This is a genomic window from Peribacillus kribbensis DSM 17871 (assembly GCF_000430765.1).
GTDB lineage: Bacteria > Bacillota > Bacilli > Bacillales > DSM-1321 > Paraperibacillus > Paraperibacillus kribbensis.
The window spans coordinates 318,740-337,437 of the sequence record NZ_KE387238.1 but is presented as its reverse complement, the minus strand read 5'-3'; the positions used below and the strand labels follow the sequence as shown (position 1 = coordinate 337,437).

20 protein-coding genes and 1 riboswitch are annotated in these 18,698 nt (G+C 43.9%); of the genes, 11 read left to right on the top strand and 9 right to left on the bottom strand.

What is annotated here, in order from left to right; genetic code table 11:
- Positions 1 to 64: 64 nt before the first annotated feature.
- The 3 genes from H539_RS31610 to H539_RS28720 all read right to left on the bottom strand — a co-directional run bounded on the left by H539_RS31610 (position 65) and on the right by H539_RS28720 (position 1,360).
- A complete protein-coding gene (locus tag H539_RS31610; protein ID WP_155890084.1) occupies positions 65 to 208 on the bottom strand; it encodes a hypothetical protein in 144 nt (47 codons plus the stop codon).
- Between the two features lie 144 nt (positions 209 to 352).
- Positions 353 to 553: a hypothetical protein gene (locus H539_RS0115405; protein ID WP_026694263.1), complete on the bottom strand. Its 201-nt coding sequence runs from the start codon at positions 551 to 553 to the stop codon at positions 353 to 355.
- 99 nt (positions 554 to 652) lie between these two features.
- On the bottom strand, positions 653 to 1,360 hold the full coding sequence (locus tag H539_RS28720; RefSeq protein ID WP_035322706.1) for a hypothetical protein: 708 nt from the start codon (positions 1,358 to 1,360) through the stop codon (positions 653 to 655).
- A 395-nt stretch (positions 1,361 to 1,755) separates the two neighbouring features.
- On the opposite strand from H539_RS28720, the gene H539_RS0115395 reads away from it, so the two are divergent.
- The 6 genes from H539_RS0115395 to H539_RS0115370 all read left to right on the top strand — a co-directional run bounded on the left by H539_RS0115395 (position 1,756) and on the right by H539_RS0115370 (position 8,613).
- The gene (locus tag H539_RS0115395) at positions 1,756 to 2,058 is read left to right on the top strand and encodes a hypothetical protein (protein ID WP_026694262.1); all 303 of its coding nucleotides are present in this window, start codon (positions 1,756 to 1,758) and stop codon (positions 2,056 to 2,058) included.
- A gap of 162 nt (positions 2,059 to 2,220) precedes the next feature.
- The gene (fdhF, locus tag H539_RS0115390) at positions 2,221 to 5,148 is read left to right on the top strand and encodes a formate dehydrogenase subunit alpha (RefSeq protein ID WP_051348634.1); all 2,928 of its coding nucleotides are present in this window, start codon (positions 2,221 to 2,223) and stop codon (positions 5,146 to 5,148) included.
- Positions 5,133 to 5,675, top strand: coding sequence for a helical membrane plugin domain-containing protein (locus H539_RS0115385; RefSeq protein WP_026694260.1), 543 nt, complete (start codon positions 5,133 to 5,135; stop codon positions 5,673 to 5,675). The genes fdhF and H539_RS0115385 overlap by 16 nt, the downstream gene beginning before the upstream one ends.
- A gap of 129 nt (positions 5,676 to 5,804) precedes the next feature.
- Positions 5,805 to 6,599 carry a formate dehydrogenase accessory sulfurtransferase FdhD gene (gene fdhD, locus H539_RS0115380; protein WP_026694259.1) on the top strand — a complete coding sequence of 265 codons (795 nt, stop codon included), beginning with the start codon at positions 5,805 to 5,807 and terminating at the stop codon, positions 6,597 to 6,599.
- Positions 6,600 to 6,748: 149 nt separating this feature from the next.
- Positions 6,749 to 8,230, top strand: a complete 1,482-nt coding sequence (locus H539_RS0115375; protein ID WP_026694258.1) for a flavin monoamine oxidase family protein — start codon at positions 6,749 to 6,751, stop codon at positions 8,228 to 8,230.
- An 89-nt stretch (positions 8,231 to 8,319) separates the two neighbouring features.
- Positions 8,320 to 8,613: a LapA family protein gene (locus H539_RS0115370; RefSeq protein ID WP_026694257.1), complete on the top strand. Its 294-nt coding sequence runs from the start codon at positions 8,320 to 8,322 to the stop codon at positions 8,611 to 8,613.
- Positions 8,614 to 8,668: 55 nt separating this feature from the next.
- Here the strand turns inward: H539_RS0115370 and H539_RS0115365 are convergent, their stop codons facing one another.
- A complete protein-coding gene (locus H539_RS0115365; RefSeq protein WP_026694256.1) occupies positions 8,669 to 9,553 on the bottom strand; it encodes a YitT family protein in 885 nt (294 codons plus the stop codon).
- Positions 9,554 to 9,603: 50 nt separating this feature from the next.
- Positions 9,604 to 10,173 carry a tyrosine-type recombinase/integrase gene (locus H539_RS0115360; protein ID WP_026694255.1) on the bottom strand — a complete coding sequence of 190 codons (570 nt, stop codon included), beginning with the start codon at positions 10,171 to 10,173 and terminating at the stop codon, positions 9,604 to 9,606.
- A gap of 415 nt (positions 10,174 to 10,588) precedes the next feature.
- On the opposite strand from H539_RS0115360, the gene H539_RS0115355 reads away from it, so the two are divergent.
- Positions 10,589 to 11,071 (top strand): hypothetical protein, encoded by a 483-nt coding sequence (locus tag H539_RS0115355; protein WP_026694254.1) that lies wholly within the window; start codon positions 10,589 to 10,591, stop codon positions 11,069 to 11,071.
- A 184-nt stretch (positions 11,072 to 11,255) separates the two neighbouring features.
- Here the strand turns inward: H539_RS0115355 and thiE are convergent, their stop codons facing one another.
- From thiE to thiM, 3 genes are read right to left on the bottom strand one after another with little or no spacing between them, the layout of a single operon-like run.
- Entirely contained in the window at positions 11,256 to 11,909 is a 654-nt protein-coding gene (gene thiE, locus H539_RS0115345) for a thiamine phosphate synthase (protein ID WP_026694253.1), read from the bottom strand.
- Positions 11,906 to 12,712: a bifunctional hydroxymethylpyrimidine kinase/phosphomethylpyrimidine kinase gene (gene thiD / locus H539_RS0115340; protein ID WP_026694252.1), complete on the bottom strand. Its 807-nt coding sequence runs from the start codon at positions 12,710 to 12,712 to the stop codon at positions 11,906 to 11,908. The genes thiE and thiD overlap by 4 nt, the downstream gene beginning before the upstream one ends.
- Positions 12,713 to 12,731: 19 nt before the next feature.
- A complete protein-coding gene (gene thiM / locus H539_RS0115335) occupies positions 12,732 to 13,538 on the bottom strand; it encodes a hydroxyethylthiazole kinase (protein ID WP_026694251.1) in 807 nt (268 codons plus the stop codon).
- A gap of 114 nt (positions 13,539 to 13,652) precedes the next feature.
- Positions 13,653 to 13,761: riboswitch (TPP riboswitch) on the bottom strand.
- 403 nt (positions 13,762 to 14,164) lie between these two features.
- On the opposite strand from thiM, the gene H539_RS28715 reads away from it, so the two are divergent.
- Positions 14,165 to 14,404 (top strand): GNAT family N-acetyltransferase, encoded by a 240-nt coding sequence (locus tag H539_RS28715; RefSeq protein WP_051348611.1) that lies wholly within the window; start codon positions 14,165 to 14,167, stop codon positions 14,402 to 14,404.
- Positions 14,405 to 14,456: 52 nt separating this feature from the next.
- Here H539_RS28715 and H539_RS33130 read toward each other — a convergent pair whose 3' ends face one another.
- A complete protein-coding gene (locus H539_RS33130; RefSeq protein WP_281171429.1) occupies positions 14,457 to 14,591 on the bottom strand; it encodes a hypothetical protein in 135 nt (44 codons plus the stop codon).
- A gap of 334 nt (positions 14,592 to 14,925) precedes the next feature.
- On the opposite strand from H539_RS33130, the gene H539_RS0115315 reads away from it, so the two are divergent.
- The 3 genes from H539_RS0115315 to H539_RS0115305 all read left to right on the top strand — a co-directional run bounded on the left by H539_RS0115315 (position 14,926) and on the right by H539_RS0115305 (position 18,565).
- Entirely contained in the window at positions 14,926 to 15,252 is a 327-nt protein-coding gene (locus tag H539_RS0115315) for a hypothetical protein (protein ID WP_026694249.1), read from the top strand.
- A 55-nt stretch (positions 15,253 to 15,307) separates the two neighbouring features.
- Entirely contained in the window at positions 15,308 to 15,790 is a 483-nt protein-coding gene (locus H539_RS0115310) for a spore coat protein (RefSeq protein ID WP_026694248.1), read from the top strand.
- 321 nt (positions 15,791 to 16,111) lie between these two features.
- Complete coding sequence (locus tag H539_RS0115305; RefSeq protein ID WP_026694247.1) at positions 16,112 to 18,565, top strand: SH3 domain-containing protein; 2,454 nt, start codon at positions 16,112 to 16,114, stop codon at positions 18,563 to 18,565.
- Positions 18,566 to 18,698: the final 133 nt, after the last annotated feature.

Below are 18,698 nucleotides of genomic sequence, written 5' to 3'. Positions count from 1 at the left end.
TCTTTTAAACCAGTATGGATATAAAAAAAGGGCTGAATAACCCGAGGGTTGTAACACTCATACTCTATTCCTCTGCTAGCGCACCACATATCAATAGGATATCGCTGCAGATGGATTTTTGGATGTCTCCATCCCTGCAGTTTTTATATTCATGTAAAAGAAGTTCAATTTCCTTGAAAAAAATAAGACGCTCTTCCTCATCAATCATTTGCAGCCTCCTTTTATTAAGCCTGTCCTCATGTTGCCCAAATACACTTTTTTTAATCGGGTTTGTACTAGTATAATCCAGGCTTTTATGATTCATGACACCATCTTGACCAAAATAAAAAACGCCAAAATCTTGGCGTTTTCTTTAGTGCTGATGTTTATTCTTTTTATGATGGTTGTTTTGGTAGTTATTCTCCTGATTTCCCGGTCCCTGGCTGTGCTGGCTTTTCTCCTCATTGCCAGTCAGGTTTTTTACGGTTTCTACCACGGAATTTGCGGCTTGGGAGAGCATTCCCATGAATCCATGCTGCTCATTATCCTGATTTTGTCCATTTGATTGATTCATCCCAATCACCTCCTAAGTATAAGATGCGTAGATGTACCCGGTTTATCCCTTCCCGGGCTCAGATGGGTGTAATTTACACATAATCGAGAACCATGAGATTTACGCTTTTTCAACCTGTAACTTTGATGGATTGTTGATTTTATACCGTATGTCTTTGTTTAGCTTCCGATCCACAATCTTGCCGTCAAAGGTAAGCTGATCTTCCGGCCCGAGCTCCAATTTCTTCAGAGTCTTGCTGTATCCGCACCAGGCTTCACCAACTTCAACGGGGGAATCCCCCGTGATGATTACATCTTTGAAAATAATGATTTCTTCTTCTGTTTCGTTAAAGTGGTTATATTTGGTGGAAAATTCTTGTATCGCAGCAGTAAAGGATACCTTTTCAGCCGGAAGTTCTATGGCAGGGAGCTGCTTTTTCTTTGGCTTTGCTTCCTTCTTCTTCGGACTTTTTGCAGCCTTTCCCTCTTTCACTGGTTCAGGTCCGCCTGACTCCGCTGCTTCCTGTTCATCTAACACAAAAAGCACTTCTTTACCAAATGAACCGCTTTGCATCTCCTTAAGATAAGCAGGATGAACACAGTGCAGCACATCATTGGCAAAGGATACGACGGCTGTTTCATGGCTTCCGCTCGTCTGATACCCCTCAATCGCAACCGTATAGACAGAGCCCTGCCGCTTGTATAAAAACTCTTTTTTAGGTGATTTTGCTGAAGCAGAAATCAGTCCCCATTCTTTGACTTTTCTTATGTACTCTTCTTCATTATCAAAAGGGAAGAAATCTCCCTTAGGCGGTATCGTCGTAAACATCTGGTTCCTCCCTTAGTCATCAGTTCTTTCCGGCGAAGACCCCCTGCAAAATGATGAATCCTTTGCTTTTTTGGATCCTTATGCCGCTTCGGCAGCTGTCTAATGCTCGGCTTTTAAGTCCCGATTCTAAAAGTATACATTACAGGTTAGTATAAAGTAACTTTCGAGTATTTTTCACCAAGCATTACCCGGGCTTCTCCGCGAGACACACTGGGTTATGACTCGAAACCGCAGCTGCAGGTTTAGTTAGTAAAAGTATCGGTTATTCAAAAGGAATTTAGTGATGGGGCAGAAAATATTTTACTTTAAAAGATGTTCACACAACACCAGGTAGTTTTTTTTAGCAGATCACGGGGTACAGAAATATAGAGGTGTAGGCATTAAGGAGGAACCGAATGGATAACTATGAGAGTTTAATGCGCCGCTATATAAATCTTCATGATAATATGTTTCATTTAAGAACGCAGCTGCAGGAGGTTGCCTCAGTCCTTTCTGGAATTGAAGAAAGCCTTGGCAGTGCCCTGAATGGCAAAAAATTCAGGGACAAACAGGGGGAGACAGGAATTATAAGGATAGAGCCTAAAAGTACTGGATCGGAGTCCGGTTCTTCGAAAGAAAAGTATGTTTCATTAGTATATGGAGAAAAAGTAATTAAAACGCATCTTGCCTCGCTTGCGAACATTCAAATCCTGGATTAGATAATCTTCACAAAGGGAAAAGATCGATACTTTTCCCCTGAAAGGTTTGAGTATCAGAAGGACTGGGTAGGGAATTTAAGTGAACGAAAAACTATATAGCTATAATAGAAAGGGTGAAGCCGGTTGCCAGATTCCATCAGTATTAAAGTAAATGGAGTGGAAATGCAGACGATGCAGGACCAGACAATCCTCCAATTTTTATCTGACAGCTCTATTGAAATTCCTCACGTATGCTATCATCCTGCCATGGGAGCGATAGAAACATGTGATACTTGTATTGTTTCAGTTAACGGAGAGCTTGTCAGATCCTGTTCAACCAAGCTGAAGCAGGGAGATGAAATCGATACGGTCTCTCCTTTGGTAAAGAAATCACAGACGATCGCAATGGACAAGATTTTATACAATCATGAACTTTATTGCACAGTATGTGATTACAATAACGGTGGATGTGAAATACATAATACCGTTAAAGCGATGAAAATCAATCATCAAAGCATCCCTTTTGACCAAAAGCCTTATGAAGAGGATAATTCAAATCCCTTCTACAGATATGATCCGGATCAGTGCATTCTCTGCGGACGCTGCGTAGAGGCATGCCAGGATGTTCAGGTAACGGAAACACTTAGGATCGACTGGGATAGAGAGCGTCCGCGCGTAATCTGGGATAATGATGTTCCAATCAATGAATCTTCCTGTGTTTCATGCGGCCACTGTTCCACAGTCTGTCCTTGTAACGCGATGATGGAAAAAGGCATGGTAGGGGAAGCAGGCTTCTTGACTGGCATTGCCAAGCAGACTCTTCGTCCCATGATTGAAATAACAAAAGGAGTCGAAACTGGATACGGCTCCATTTTAGCCATTTCCGATATGGAGTCTGCCATGCGTGATGAGCGGATCAAAAAAACCAAAACGGTCTGCACATATTGTGGTGTAGGCTGCAGCTTTGATGTATGGACTAAAGAAAGGGAAATCCTGAAGGTCGAGCCATCCATTCAAGGGCCTGCCAATAATATCTCCACCTGTGTGAAAGGGAAATTCGGCTGGAGCTTTGTGAATAGCGAAGAGCGCTTGACAAAGCCGCTGATCCGGGAAGGGGATGCTTTCCGTGAGGCTGAGTGGGAAGAAGCACTGACTTTAATCGCGAAGAAGTTTTCTGAAATCAAGGAGCAGCATGGCCCGGAATCCATGGGCTTTATCACATCCTCCAAATGTACAAACGAAGAATCGTATTTAATGCAGAAGCTTGCACGCGGCATCATCGGTTCCAATAACGTGGACAACTGCTCCCGCTACTGCCAGACTCCTGCAACCGTCGGCTTGCTTCGAACCGTCGGATATGGGGGGGATTCAGGTTCTATTAAGGATATTGCCCAGTCCGGACTTGTCATTATGGTGGGCACAAATACTTCTGAAGCCCATCCGGTCCTTGCTACAAGGATTAAACGGGCACAAAAGCTCCACGGACAGAAGACCATTGTAGTGGATCTAAGGAAACACGAAATGGCAGATCGTGCAGATTTATTTATCCGTCCAAAGCCAGGGTCAGATGTTGTGTGGCTGAATGCTGTAACCAAATATATCATTGATATGGGCTGGGCGGACGAAGAATTTATAAGGGAAAAAGTAAATGGCTATGAAGAGTTTGTGAAGAGCCTGGAAGGCTTCACTCTTGGGTATGCAGAGGATCATACCGGAATTTCCCGCGAGACCCTGATCCAAATCGCAACCATGATCTATGAAGCTAAATCAACCTGTATCCTTTGGGCGATGGGAGTGACCCAGCATCTAGGCGGTTCAGATACAAGTACAGCCATTTCTAATCTTCTATTGGTGACTGGGAACCATGCCAAGCCAGGTGCTGGAGCTTATCCGCTCCGCGGCCATAATAACGTACAGGGCGCAAGCGACATGGGAAGTGCCCCTGCGAATATGCCTGGCTATGAACGAGTGGATGATCCTGCTGTACGTGCGAAATATGAGAAAGCATGGGGGACTCAGCTGCCAGAAAAGCCGGGACTAAATAACCATGAAATGGTAGAGGGAATCCACGCGGGTACCATAAAGGCCATGTACCTGAAAGGGGAGGACATGGGTCTAGTGGACTCCAATATCAACCATGTCCAGGCAGCTTTTGAAAAGCTTGACTTCTTCGTGGTACAGGATATTTTCTTATCCCGCACTGCCGAATTCGCTGATGTTGTGCTTCCGGCAAGCCCAAGCTTTGAAAAAGAAGGCACCTTCACCAATACAGAAAGACGAATCCAGCGTCTGTATCAGGTATTCGAGCCGCTGGGAGATTCCAAGCCTGACTGGCAGATCATCCAGGCAGTGGCAAACCGCCTTGGTGCTGGATGGAATTATGAGCATCCAGGAGAAATCATGGAGGAAGCTGCCAAGCTGATGCCGTTATACGCTGGTGTCACGTATGACCGCCTTGAAGGGTATAAGAGCCTCCAATGGCCGGTTGCACCAGATGGAACGGACACTCCGGTCTTATACAAAGACGGCTTCAATTTCCCGGACGGAAAAGCGAACCTGTATCCGGTTAAATGGTCTGTACCGCTTCAGTATGCTGAGGAATATGACATTCATGTAAACAATGGCCGTTTGCTGGAGCATTTCCATGAAGGGAACATGACCTATAAATCCAAGGGGATTTCCTCCAAAACTCCAAAAGTATTCCTGGAGGTTTCACCTGAGCTTGCTTCTGAAAGAGGCCTGCGGGATGGAACTCTTGTCCGCTTGACTTCACCGTTTGGCAGCGTAAAAGTAGAGTGTGTGGTAACGGACCGTGTTCATGGAAAAGAAGTCTATCTTCCTATGAATGATTCTGGTGATGCGGCCATCAACTTATTGACCAGCAGTGAAGCGGATAAAGATACAGATACTCCAGCCTATAAGGAAACAAATGCGAAGATGGAGATTCTCCGGCAGGAAGGAAAGAGCCCGCTGCCTAGAATCAACCATAGAAATGGAAATCCGCAGCCGCAGATTGGCGTCCAGGTCCAGAAAAAGTGGGCACGCAAGGATTATGTTTTCCCGGGTGAACTGGCGGAAAAAGGAGCGGAAGCATTATGGCAAAAGCGATAAAATCCATCCATAAAATCGAATTTACAGAAGAACAAAAAAGGTCCCAGGATCTCCTTGAGGTTGAAAATGCCTTGCTCGAGAATAAAGACAGCCTTCTTGAACTTCTGAAAACGCTGAATCATATGCACGACCGTGGAGTATTATCCATGATGTCCGCCCTTTTTGGGCAGGGAGACAAAGTGATGGATGTTCTGGTTAAGAAGGCAGATACTCCTGAAACAGCCAACATGCTGAAGAATCTGCTTCTGATGGTGGGAGTGCTCGGCACCTTGAATGTTAAACAGCTGGAGCCGATCCTGGTTAAGGTGAATTCAGGTATAGCAAGAGTCGCAGAAGCAAAAGTAACCGATGAGAAGACTGGCGTCTTTGATTTAATGCGGTCCTTGAAGGATCCCGAAATCAACCGTTCCATCACTTTACTATTAACTTTCCTAAAAGGAATGGGCGAGGATACTTCCTCTCTGGAAAGAAATACAAGGCTTCCTGAACATCAGCGCCAGCATCAAAATCCGAATCATGAAATGTAAATGACACGAGCAGATAGCACGCCCGAGGGTGTGCTATCTGCTTATTAAGCGTTAAGATGACGGATATAATGTAAGGAAAGAAATTTTTTAGAATGGGGAATCTGTCCCTGATAGAAAGAGGAGAGCTTTATGAAGGATACGTCGATTTCCCGGAACATCATTCGCTATGAGCGCGGCAAGGGAGCCGTGGACAAAGAGGATACGATTGTATCTGAATATACCGTTACCATTAAGATCAACTCTGAAGAATTTGTTACCATGGTCTGTACTCCGGAATACTTAGAAGATATGGTGATAGGATATCTCGCTTCAGAAGGAGTCATTAAAAGCTACAGCGATATTGAGGATTTATGGGTCCAAGAAAAAGAAGGCTTTGTCCATGTGAAATTGGCCAAGGTGAATCCTTATTATGAAAAGTTTTCAGGCAAACGATATATTACCTCATGCTGCGGCATGAGCCGGCAGGGATTCGTTTTTGTCAATGACGCTCTTACTGCAAAAAAAATGCATGATGCAGATGTAACCCTTTCACCGGAAGACTGCTTCAGCTTGATGGATAACATGCAGAATAGTGCGCACACCTTTCAGAATACAGGAGGCGTCCATAATGCGGCACTTTGCGATGTGGATGGAATGGTTGTAAGCAGGATGGATATTGGAAGACATAATGCTCTTGATAAAATATATGGATATTGCCTGAAAAACAGTATCAGCATACGAGATAAAATTATTGTCTTCAGTGGGAGGATCTCTTCAGAAATCCTTTTGAAAGTTGCAAAAATCGGCTGTCCTATTGTCCTTTCCAAATCGGCCCCAACTGATTTGGCTCTCGAATTGGCAGAAGAGCTGGGAATCACGGCTGTAGGATTTATCAGAAAGGGAGCCATGAATATTTATACTCACGCAGACCGCATACAAGTTTAGGGGGCTATCAAAAGTCTCCCTTTCTCCTTGCTAGCGGGTGCTTCACTGTCTGCCGGCGGCTAAGATGAATATAGGGTGAATCCCACATTTTTACATACTGTCCTGCCCTTATTAATATACTGTATAAATACAAAGTTGGGAGCAGGTTGATGTTTGATATTTATACAAAAGAAGCCCGGGAGAGGGTGCTTTCCCTTATTCGTCACGGTCTTCCCAATACGAATTCTCCCAAAAAAATCAGCATCATTGGAGCAGGAATGTCTGGACTCGTTGCCGGATCCCTGCTGAAGGCATCTGGACACCATGTTACGATCCTCGAAGCATCAGACAGGGTGGGAGGGAAAATTTATACGGCCCGGAAGCCCTTTGAAAATGGGCAATACTTGGACATGGGAGCCATGAGGATTCCTGACGTACATTTCATGACGCTTGCTTACATAGAAAAATTTGGTTTAAAGATTAACCGCTTTATTGGGACAACGCCCAATGACCTCGTATATGTAAACGGAAAAACAGCCCGGTTAAAAGAGGTCCTTAAATCCCCAGGGATTTTAGGATTTCCCCTGCTGGAGGCAGAGCAAAAAATTTCTCCTCTGCAGTTATTCCAGACAGCCATTCGCCCAATTACAGAATTCATTGCAAGGAATCCGGCCCAAAATTGGCCCAAGGTTGTAAGGGACTTTGACAGCTATTCCTTTGAAGCCTTTTTAAAATACAACCCGGCAGCATTGTCCCTCTCAGATGGGGCAATCAACATGCTCGAGGTGCTCCTTGCGTTGGAGGGCTTCCCGGAGCTTTCTTTTACCGCCGTTTTAAGGGAACTGCTTTATTTATTGGAATCAGGACTCGTTTTGCACGAAATCACAGGGGGCAACGACCTGCTCCCCCATGCATTTTTAAAAGAATTACAATCCATCATTATGTTGAACCAAAGGGTAGAAGGATTGACGCAGTCCAATGATGAGATCGTTCTTCGTTCAACCGCTGGAAAAAATGCCAAGACATTCATAACGAAAAGTGACCTGGTGATCATTACTGTCCCATTTTCAGCATTTCCTTTTATAAATGTGAATCCACGCTCCCTGCTTTCATATCATAAATGGAGAGCCATCAACGAACTGCATTATATTACGGGCACGAAAATCGGCCTGCAATTCAGCCGGAGGTTCTGGGAGGAAAATGGCCAATATGGAGGACAAAGCATTACAGATCTTCCGGTGAGATTCAGCTATTACCCAAGCAGAGGGATAGGCACAAATACACCAGGAATCGTATTGGCCAGCTACACCTGGGGAGACGACTCCCTGTTCTGGGACAGTCTGGACGAGAAAGACCGAATACATAAGTCTCTTGAAAATTTATCCATCATTCATGGAAGAGATCTTAGCCGTTATTTCATGGCTGGAAAAAGCTTCAGCTGGGGACAGAATCCATACTCAGCCGGAGTGGTTTCCTTTTATAAGCCACTGCAGCAGACCACACTGGGACCGTATATTGCAAGCAGAGAAGGCAGGGTCCTTTTTGCAGGTGAACATACCTCCAATTATCCTGGCTGGATACAAGGGGCTATCGAATCGGGTATACGGGTAGCGGAAGAAGTGAATCAGCTTGTTTTTCTTCACAATGAGTGACTGAACACCCTATAGCGCCGGAGGTTTAGTCAAGTTCATTTACAGGGTATGGAAAGAATATGTCATCCTTATAGGAGGGAGGGCGAAGGATGAAGCAATGGAACCTTCTATTAGCGGTAGTTTTCGCTCTAATCATTGCCATTTTTGCCGTCATTAATGTGAACAGAGTTGAGGTCCATTACCTTTTTGGAACCTCGCAATGGCCGCTTATTTTAGTGATCCTGGTTTCTGTTTTAATGGGAGTGCTCATCATGGGGGCTGCAGGAGCGGCAAAAAATAGGGAACTAAAGCGGGAAATCAAGGAATTGAAAAAAGAAAAAGATGAACTGAAGATACAAAATCATCTTGCTGATCGAGAGAATAATGAAGACCCAGCCTATTAAAATAGGAAAGAGAGCCTGTTTCTGAAGTGAAACAGGCTCTTTATTTGTGTTCACATTAATGAATGCTACGTTTTTTAAATCTACCGCCGCGTACCTCCGCGATATCGGCAATTGCCAGAAAAGCAGAAGGGTCGATATCCTCAACAAGAGAGGTCAGCTTGGATTCTTCAAGCCTGGTTATAACACAGAAGACGACTTTTTTATCCTCGCCGGAATAGGCTCCTTCTCCATGCAGATAAGTGACCCCGCGTCCAAGACGGGCGTTGATCGCATCTCCAATTTCATGGATGTAATCGCTGATGATCCATACGGATTTTGATTCTTCAAGTCCGCCTACTACTGTATCGATTGCCTTTGAAGCAATAACGTAAGCGAGAATGGAGTACATGGCCCGATCCCATGAGAATACAAAACCAGCGGCTCCAAGAATGAAAATATTCAGGAACATAACGATTTCGCCAACGGAAAATGGGACCCTTTTGTTGATGACGATGGCAAGAATTTCTGTACCGTCAAGTGCACCGCCATTTCGGATGACCAGCCCGATGCCGATACCGATTGCCATGCCGCCGAAAATCGTAGCGAGCAGTATGTCTTCCGTGAAAGCGGGGACGGGGTGAAAGAGTGTGGCAAAAAGGGATAAGGCAGTGATTCCATATATAGAAGAGAAAGCGAAGGTTTTGCCGATTTGTTTATAGCCGAGATAAATGAAGGGAGCGTTGATAATAATCAGAAAGATACCGAGCTCCCAGCCTGTTACAGAGGATAGCATGATGGAGACACCTGTGATTCCTCCATCAATGACCTGGTTTGGAACAAGGAAGATTTCTAGTCCTGTAGCCATAAGAAGAGCTCCGAGGGTCAAAAATATAGCTCTGGTAAAAATTTTTGTTGGGGAAAGTCTTTTGTGCTGGGATTTAGCCTGAATGAGATCAGTCATAAAATTCCTCCTTTTTTTGTAGCAGCTCTCCTGCCCTTCTTGTTCGTAACCTACAGGTTTACATCAATAAAAACCTGCTGGTCCGTATCCTCCTTTGTTAATCCTAGGTATTTATACGTCTCGGAAGGGGAGGAATGGTGGTAACATTTCTGGATGATTGAAATGGAAATTCCTTTGATATAGGCAAAATATCCAAACGTCTTTCTCATGGATCCCGTTCCGAATCTTCCTCTTATGCCAAGGTGGTCGAGTGCATCGTGGATGATACGGTGTGCCTGCTGGCGGCTGATTGGTTTTTGGGTCTTGGCAGAAATGAATAGATAGTCCTCACCCAGTGAATCTCTGGACTTGAGATACAGGCTGAGTGCCTCCTTCACCTTTGAATTCAAAGGATAGCTCGAAGTAATTCCCGAGGCTGGGTTGTGAAGTATACAGAAATGCTTCAAATTTTGGTTTTCATCAAGAATATCATTCAGCTTTAAACTGAGCAGTTCATTGATCTTCATCCCTGTATTGATGCCCATGACAAATAAAAGATAATCTCGCTGTGAATGCTCTTTAAAAAACTTCTTAAGTGCAAGAATGTGCTGGATATCCTTGAAAGGTTCTACAAATTCCATTAAAATCCTCCACTGTATGTTACTTAAATTCATCTTATCATAGAATATGTAACCTCGTAAAAGAATATGCCTGACTAAGTTACTGGGAATTTTAATTAGTATTTTGCGATATTCACCTGTCCTCCTAACGATGCTTTTTAAATCGCACATAATGGAGGCAGTCTGAAGCACAAATAAATTCTAAAAACCACACTATTTGAAAAGCAGACATCGATTTCGCAGCTGGATCAGGAGTCTCACAACTTTCGTTCCACTCCACCTGTTTTAATCATGAAATTGCCTCACAGAAATTAAAAAGCAACAATCTTTTAGGAAAGAGCCTATAAAAACAAAGCTCGTATAGTACAGATAAAAAAGGAATCTTCTATCTTCTTATAGAATCCTTCTATATATCTTTCTAGGGGGAGTGGTTTAGATGGAGGATTTGTTTGCTGAAATAGAAAGAGGCCTGGATGCCGGAGTTTATCAATTAGCATTAGGAATGGCTTTATGCATCCCTGATCTATGTGCTGCATTGGAGTCAAAGAATGGCAGAACGAATGGAATTAAGTATCAAGCCTGGTATGATAAATACGTAGATGGAAAGATGTATCTGACTGCCAGCGATTGTTATCATATTAGATGCTCCTTCCTCCATCAGGGAAGTCCAGAGCAAAAGCCCTCTATCAAAATCCTATTTATTGTACCTTCCGGCGACTCGCAGACTCATGATCAAATCATGAATGGAGCCCTGCATGTCGATATAAATATCTTTTGTCAGGTTATGATCGCAGCGGGGCAAAGATGGCTGCTGGAAGTGAAAGACAGTGAGAACTATATAAAAAACTACGAAAAATCTTTTAAACGTTATTCTAATGGTCTAGCTCCTTTTATAGCAGGCACAGCAGTTTTTGCTTAAGAACTTAAACATACTAAAAATATATGTTTCTGGCATATGGATTAAGGGGGAAGCAGCTTTGCCAGCTGAATGGGAGAGAAAGTTGATAGCAGATGTTTATCATGAGGTGGTCAGGAACTTTCTTAAAGAATACTCAATGTCAAATATAAGATGAAAACAAGAAGGACCAGCAGTCCTTCTTGTTTTATTTGATACATATGCTCTTTAACTCCCTGGCTGTCTGCAGGGGAGAATCCGCATGCGATATGGCGGTTATAACGGAAACGCCATCTGCTCCAGAAGCCATTACTGTACCCGCATTGGCAGGGGTGATTCCGCCAATTCCCACGATGGGTACATGGATTTCTCTTTTTAGGAGCTCCTCAATCAAAACAGATCCCCGCGCAGGCTTTGCATCTTCCTTGGTGCTTGTCGGGAAGACCGGGCCGATGCCAAAATAATCGGCACCGGAGAGCTTAGCCAATACAGCCTCTTCTTCACTGTGGACGGAAACGCCAAGGATTTTATCGTCTCCAATGAGTTTTCTTGTCTCTACGATATCTCCATCATCCTGTCCAATATGGATTCCATCTGCATCAAGAGTAAGGGCTAAATCAAGGTCATCATTGATGATAAAGGGGATGCTGTTCTCTTTGCATATCGCCTGCAGTTCTTTGGCCAATGTCAGCTTTTCCTCTCCCTGAAGGGCCCCAGTCCCTTTTTCCCTGAACTGAAATAAAGTGATGCCGCCTTTGATGGCTTCCTCTAATACCTCTTTTGGATCTTTAAAGCAATTAGTGCTGCCCATGATAAAGTACACTTTAAGCAGCTTTCTTATCTCTTGGGATGTGTATATCAACTAAGGGAACCTCCTGTCTCGTTATAGGCCCAATGATTGGTCGGCCCATGGCCGTGGCCGATGTGGAGATGGTTCTGGATAGCCGCCTGGATAAATTTCTTTGCTTTAGTGACAGCCTCCAGCACTTCCTCACCGTTCGCAAGTCCCGACGTGAGAGCAGCAGAAAACGTACATCCGGTACCATGTGTGTTTTTTGTGTTGATTCTGGTGCTTTTTAGTTCGACAAAGCTTTGTCCGTCATAAAATAAATCCGATGACACCATAGGGTCCTCATCATGGCCGCCTTTAATAACGGCAGCTTTTACCCCTAAATCGAGCAGCAATCTGGCTGCCTCCTTTTTCTGATCCAGTGTATGGATCGTTAAGCCAGTCAATACTTCAGCCTCTGGGATATTGGGGGTGATGACTGAAGCAAGAGGCAGCAGATGCTCTTTAAGTGCCGAAACAGCTTCCTGCTGAAGAAGGGAAGCACCTCCTTTAGCAATCATGACTGGATCGACCACGACATTCGTCCACTTATAGAATTTGATTCTATCAGAGACCGCTTTGATGATGTCTGCATTAAACAGCATGCCGGTTTTAAGGGCATCTGTTCCGATATCACTGCCAATGGAATCCATTTGGGCAGCAACAGCCTCAGGAGTCATTGGATAAACAGCCTGTACGCCGACTGTATTTTGGGCAGTAATGGCAGTAAGTGCTGACATGCCATAAACCTTCATTTCCTGGAAGGTTTTCAGATCTGCCTGGATGCCAGCCCCGCCGCCGCTGTCAGAGCCTGCTATGGTCAATGCTTTTTGCATAGGGAATTCCTCCAAAGTATCACAATTTTTCTATCTTGCTTAGACGTTCTATATCCCTGCTGTTAATCCTGGATAATTGATTTAACAATTCAATTTGAAAGCTTCCGGGACCCTGGGTTTCTGTCTTTTCAGCGGCAAGCTCAGCAGCCATTCCATAAGCGGCCACAGCTGCCAGTGAGGCTGCCGCAGGATTTTCCTCCACTGCTGCAAAGGCTCCTATGACAGAAGTGAGAAGGCATCCTGTACCGGTAACCTTCGTTAAAAGAGGGTGTCCATTGGCTGAAGAATATACTGTACTGCCATCCGAAATGAAATCTTCCTTTCCGGTAATGACAACGGTACAGCGAAGCTCTGTGGCCGCCTTAACGGCGAGTTCTGCTGTATTGCCTGAGCCCGCGCTGGCATCTACCCCTTTGATCGCCCAGTTTTCTCCGATCACATTGGCAATTTCCGCGGCGTTCCCCCGCAATATGGTAATCTTCAATTCCTTCAAGAGCCTGCGGGCTGTTTCTGTCCGGTAAGCAGTCGCCCCCGCTCCAACCGGATCAAGTATAACAGGAACAGAATGATGGTTGGCTGACCTGCCCGCAATCAGCATCGATTCCACCACATCCGATTGTAAGGTGCCAATGTTCAATACAAGAGCTCCTGCGATTTTGGCCATATCGGCTGCCTCCTCGGGGGCATAGGCCATGACAGGGGAGGCTCCAAGAGCCAGCAGTCCATTCGCTGTAAAGTTGGTTACGACTATATTTGTAATATTATGTACAAGCGGATTTGCCTTCCGCACTTTGTCCAGAAGACCGGCAATATGCAATTCATCCATCCCAATAATCTCCTTTCGTTTCTCTGCCATCTAATATTCCAGCCAGGAATAAGACACAAAAAAGCCAGGACCGAATGTGGACCTGGCTTGTAATATCAAATAGATAGAGGGTCTGTCTATTTATTACTACTTTCCTACGCTGGTATCATCCAGATCAGGTCCAAAGGGTTAAAAAACAACGTTTTTCTCTCAGCCCGGTTATCAGGCACCCCTAGCAGTTATATAGATTCCAGTTATAATTTTATCTCTATTTTTGAATATAGTAAAGCAAAACGGCCGGGTAGGAACTAAAACTGCCTATAGAATCCCTGTCAAGGCAAGGAATATATGGACTGTCATGCTGTATGATGGAGGTAATACATAAAGGGGAGGAAAGCAATGGCATCTGCCGCAGCGAATACAGCCATGGTGCTATCATAATGGCTGCAGCTTTTAGCACCGCCGCCTGGTGGAAGAAAATAACTTGTAAGGATTTTACTCGAACAAGCCAGCCGAAATAGGAAGGAGATTTTTCATGAGGCACTTTTTCAAGGATGCCCCGCTCCTTCAGGGACAATTGGTTGTTTTAAGGAATATTGAACCATTCATGCATCTCTGGCTCAAGTGATTTCATAGGAGGTCAGAGAATGGGAAAGCCCTATTGGAGAAAAGGATTTACACAGGAAGCCCGATGGCTGGATTATGATTTTGCATTCCATCAATTAATGGTGGAAGAAATCCATGCTCAAGCCTGGGAGGGAAATCTTAATTCCTGCAGATCTATAGAAAAATCCGGTTTTGTTTTGCTTGAGAGCACAGGAAAAATATTTCCCAAAATGGGTCAGGGTCATAAGGAATGTCATTGTGTGTTAAAAAAACAAACATGAGAAGTGAACAGCCGGGTGCAATTAGGGGAAGAGAGAAGGAATCCCCTTTAGATTAAATCAATCCAGTATCCTCACTCTGTTCAAGAGGGGCTTCCTCAGCGGCTCCTCCACTGTACATCTGATTAATCTCAGATGCCAGATTATCCAGAAACTCATCAGAAAACAAAGGGTGTTTCTCCTTTGACATCGGCATGCCTCCTTTCTTAATACGTCCTCTTTAACTTTTACCAATATAGAGACAATCAAACATAAAAATGATTTTTTATCCAATCCTTACAGTTTATTCATCAATAGGCTGTTTGTGACCCGTATTTGGGAAACGGTGCGTGTCCCCGGGAAGTGGGGTCTGTCCCCGGGAAATAGGGGTCTGTCCATGGGAAAAGGGGCATGTCCCCAGGGAAATAGGGGCAGTCCCCCCAGAAAGTTTGGGCTCACGCTTGTATAAATTACACGTTTGCCTTAAGGCAAAAGTCAGGCTGTGTACATAAGGTAATAGGGAATAAAGAAAAGGAGGGGTATAAGTGTCGAAGAGAAAGTCTAAGCATGAAGACGCAACTAAAGGGTTAATGGGGCTGCTTGTGTCAAATACGCTTAAGAAACATGGAATAGAAAATACTGCTATGAAGCTTTCCGATAAGGAAAAGCAGGAATTGCGGAAAACGGTTAAGAAGCTAAAAAAACAAGCAGATTCTTTTCTGAAAAACTTACACAAAAATGTCACAGAAACCACAGTCACGTCTGCTGTTCCACCGGCTGCCGACCCTGACCAATCCGGGGATGCTGTTGCTGCTGCAGAAACGGTTGAAAATGATGTTAATTCTCTGAAGATTTTCAATAAAGATCAATAAGGAATCGGGTAAAACCGAAGATCAAATATCCAAAAGGGATATAGGAGGAACATGAATGAACCAAGAATATTATCACTCAGGAAATGAAGAAGTAAGTGCTTGCTCCAGCCAGAGATGGTCTGCCCTCGACCCAACAAGGAACCATCCATTATGCTGCGATCAGGAAGAGAATGTACAGCAGGAAGCTGTGCAAAGCAGGAATGAATTCCAGCTTTCAGAGGAATTAGTTTTTATTAAAGACTCTTGTGACATTACAGTTACTACAATCGATACTAAAGCGGCCATCTCACTCCAGGCTGCACTTCAGGCTGCCATTGTGGTACTCATCAACATTTCCATCGCTGATGCAAGCAGGGCAGAGAGAGTGGCCCAAGAGCTGCTTCAATCTTCACAGGTTAAGCAGATCTCACGCCAGAAAACAGTTATTGAGAATTCCAGAAATGTTTCTGTTGAAACAGTCGACACACAAGTAGCAGTAAATATCCAAATCCTTGTACAGCTCTTGGTTGCCCTTCTTGTAAGACTGGATATCCTATAATCTACCTGCCTATGATAAGTAAACAACACACTCCAATAACTCATTCTAAAAGTCCAAACAATATTGCCTTCGGCTTAAGAAAATACCATCATACCCCCTTCTAGAAAAACCCCCTAAAGGGGTTTTTCCTATTTATTGAATATTGCCGGGTTGTAAGAACTATTAATTTATCGTTATTTGTATGGATTTTACATAGTCATAGATTTATCGCCCTGCTATAATTCTACTAGGAGTATTTTACAATTTGTTTATGTTATCCCAAATATACTTATTTCTTACATGGGTAAAACATCCATGTTTGGAGTACTTAAAGGAGAATCTATGAAAAAGATTGCAAGACTTCTGGTTTTGACAGCCGGAATTACAACAGGTGCTGCCGTCTATCCGCTGCCATTCAGGGAGTCAATAGGAAATTCTGAAGCTTTCGCTCAGACACAGGTGATCAACTATCAGACAACGGCAAATGTTAATTTGCGCTCTGGACCCAAAACGAGTTATAAAACAATCCTCACGATCCCAAAAGGAGCAGTCGCTGCATCGGTACAAGAAAAGGACAGCTGGCTGAAGGTAACTTATACATTTACGAAGAATAAAAAGAAAACCTCTGCTGCCGGATGGATTATGAAGAAATATGCTAAAGAATATTATTACAAGCAGCCCATAGTAAAAACTTATTTCTTTGCTCCAAAAAGCGCGGCTTTATATCCTTCCGCGGATACAATAAACAAGAGGGCAGGGACACTTGCAGCAGGAAACGGCTTTTATACTACACTGCTTGTGACCAACAGCAGGGGCGAGAAATGGTACCAGCTCTCTTTTTCAGGGAAAACCTTGTATATAAACAGCAGGGACACAGGGGCAAAAGCGAAGGTGAGCACCGCCCAGATCAAGCTTCAAACTACACAGGATACCTATTTATTTCAGGGATTGGGAACTGGATATAAAAAGCTCGTCAAAATTCCGAAGGGAACCGTGCTTTCATCGAATTTAATGGCTGGGAGCTGGTATTCAGCGGGGTACAAGGGACTTTGGGGTTGGATTGACTCAAGAGCAGTCCAAAAATATTCCGCAGCACCCAATATACAATATGATACGAGCAGCCAGGGAATCGTCTTCACCAAGAACGAGGCGGCACTATTTATTCTCAATCAAAACGTGTTTACAAAGCAGGGCACTGTCACGGCGAACAACGGATTTTCTTCTCCAGGAAAGGCAGTCAGTCCTGACGGGAATCTCTGGTACAAGGTTCAATTCAATTCCAAAACCTATTATCTAAACAGCAAGGATGTTGTAAAAGAAAAAGCAAGCCCTGTCACCCAGGAGACATACTCTGCATTACAAGACACCACTCTCTATGAATCGTTCGGAAGTGCCTATAAAATGCTCGGTAGCATCCCGGCCGGAAGCCAGCTTGTGCCTCAAGAAAAAATTGGCACCTGGTTCAAGGTTTCCTTCAATGGACGCCAGGGATATGTAAAGAGTGAGGATTTACAGAAGAATAATGCAGTTGAAGTACAAGTAAATAATCTTTCCTTTGTCACAAATACAGATCTTACCCTATATAAAGAAGCATCTGAAGGCTCATCCATAACTGGCAGTATTGCAGCATCCACCCTTGTTACAGCCCAGGCAAAAACCTCTGATGGCTGGTACAAAATCATGAGTGGAAGTACCTCAGGTTATGTGAGGGAGGAAGGGTTGATACAAGTGAAAACAGGCTATCAGGGCAGCAGGGAAGGCTACCAGTTCATTGACCTGCGCACACAGTCCCCGGTAACTGCCCAACAGATCAATTTCTATATAGACAGCAGATATAAAAGCTTTAGAAGTGTCAGCGTTTTATCCGGAAAAGGACAACTTTTTGTCGACGCAGGAAAGAAATATGGAGTGAATTCCCTTTATCTTGCTGCACATGCTATTCATGAAAGTGCATTTGGGACCTCCCTGATTTCCATCGGGAAGAATAATTTATTCGGTTTTGGATCATATGATGCAGCCCCGTTTATTTCTTCCTATAAATTTAATTCACTGGAGGAAAATATCAATTATATTGCAAGGCAGATTAAGGCAACTTATCTGAATCCGAATCCTATATCAGGCGTCTTCTTTCGATATAAAGGGGCTTATCTGGGGTTCAGTACTGTTGATATGGAAGGAAAGCGGATCGATGCTGACAGTGAGGGAATGAACTTTTATTATGCAAGTGACCCTGAATGGGGGAAAAAGATTGCAGCGCATATGCAGAATATCCTTCCATACGATCCTGCCTACTATTCCAGAGCAGTAAGGAATGAAACATCTGACCAGGTACCTTCTATACCACAAGGCAGTGATCTATTCCCGGATGGGATATCCATCATGGCAAACAGCGATTTAGTCCTCAATTCTGCCAAAGGGGTTTCGGATCATATCATGACGGCTAAAAAAGGAAGTGTGCTCCATCTCATCGAAAAAACCAATGATTACTGGGTGAAAGTGGAGACGGACGGAAAGCTGTATTGGACCAAATCCATTGATTTCGTTAATTACAAAACATATATCAGTGCATTAAACCTGGGGAGAGCCACAGACACGGTCAACGTACGAATAACGCCGGATACATCATCCTCCAGCAATATTCTTACACAATTAAAACTGAATCAAAATGTCATGCTGGTGATGAACAAGGATAACAGTCTGATTACTGATCCTTCGGGAACTTGGTATCAGGTGAAGCTTCCAACAGGAAATACAGGCTGGGTGAGTGCTAAATATATTGCCCGGGAACTGAAATAGTTTTACTAGAGGGGGAGTACACGAGTGAAAAAGTGTGCTCCCTGTTTCACTTTCCTTTGGCAAATGTACGAATTTGTACACAATTATTCCATTGTCATCAAGTATAATTAAAAATTGAATAAACTAACATGGA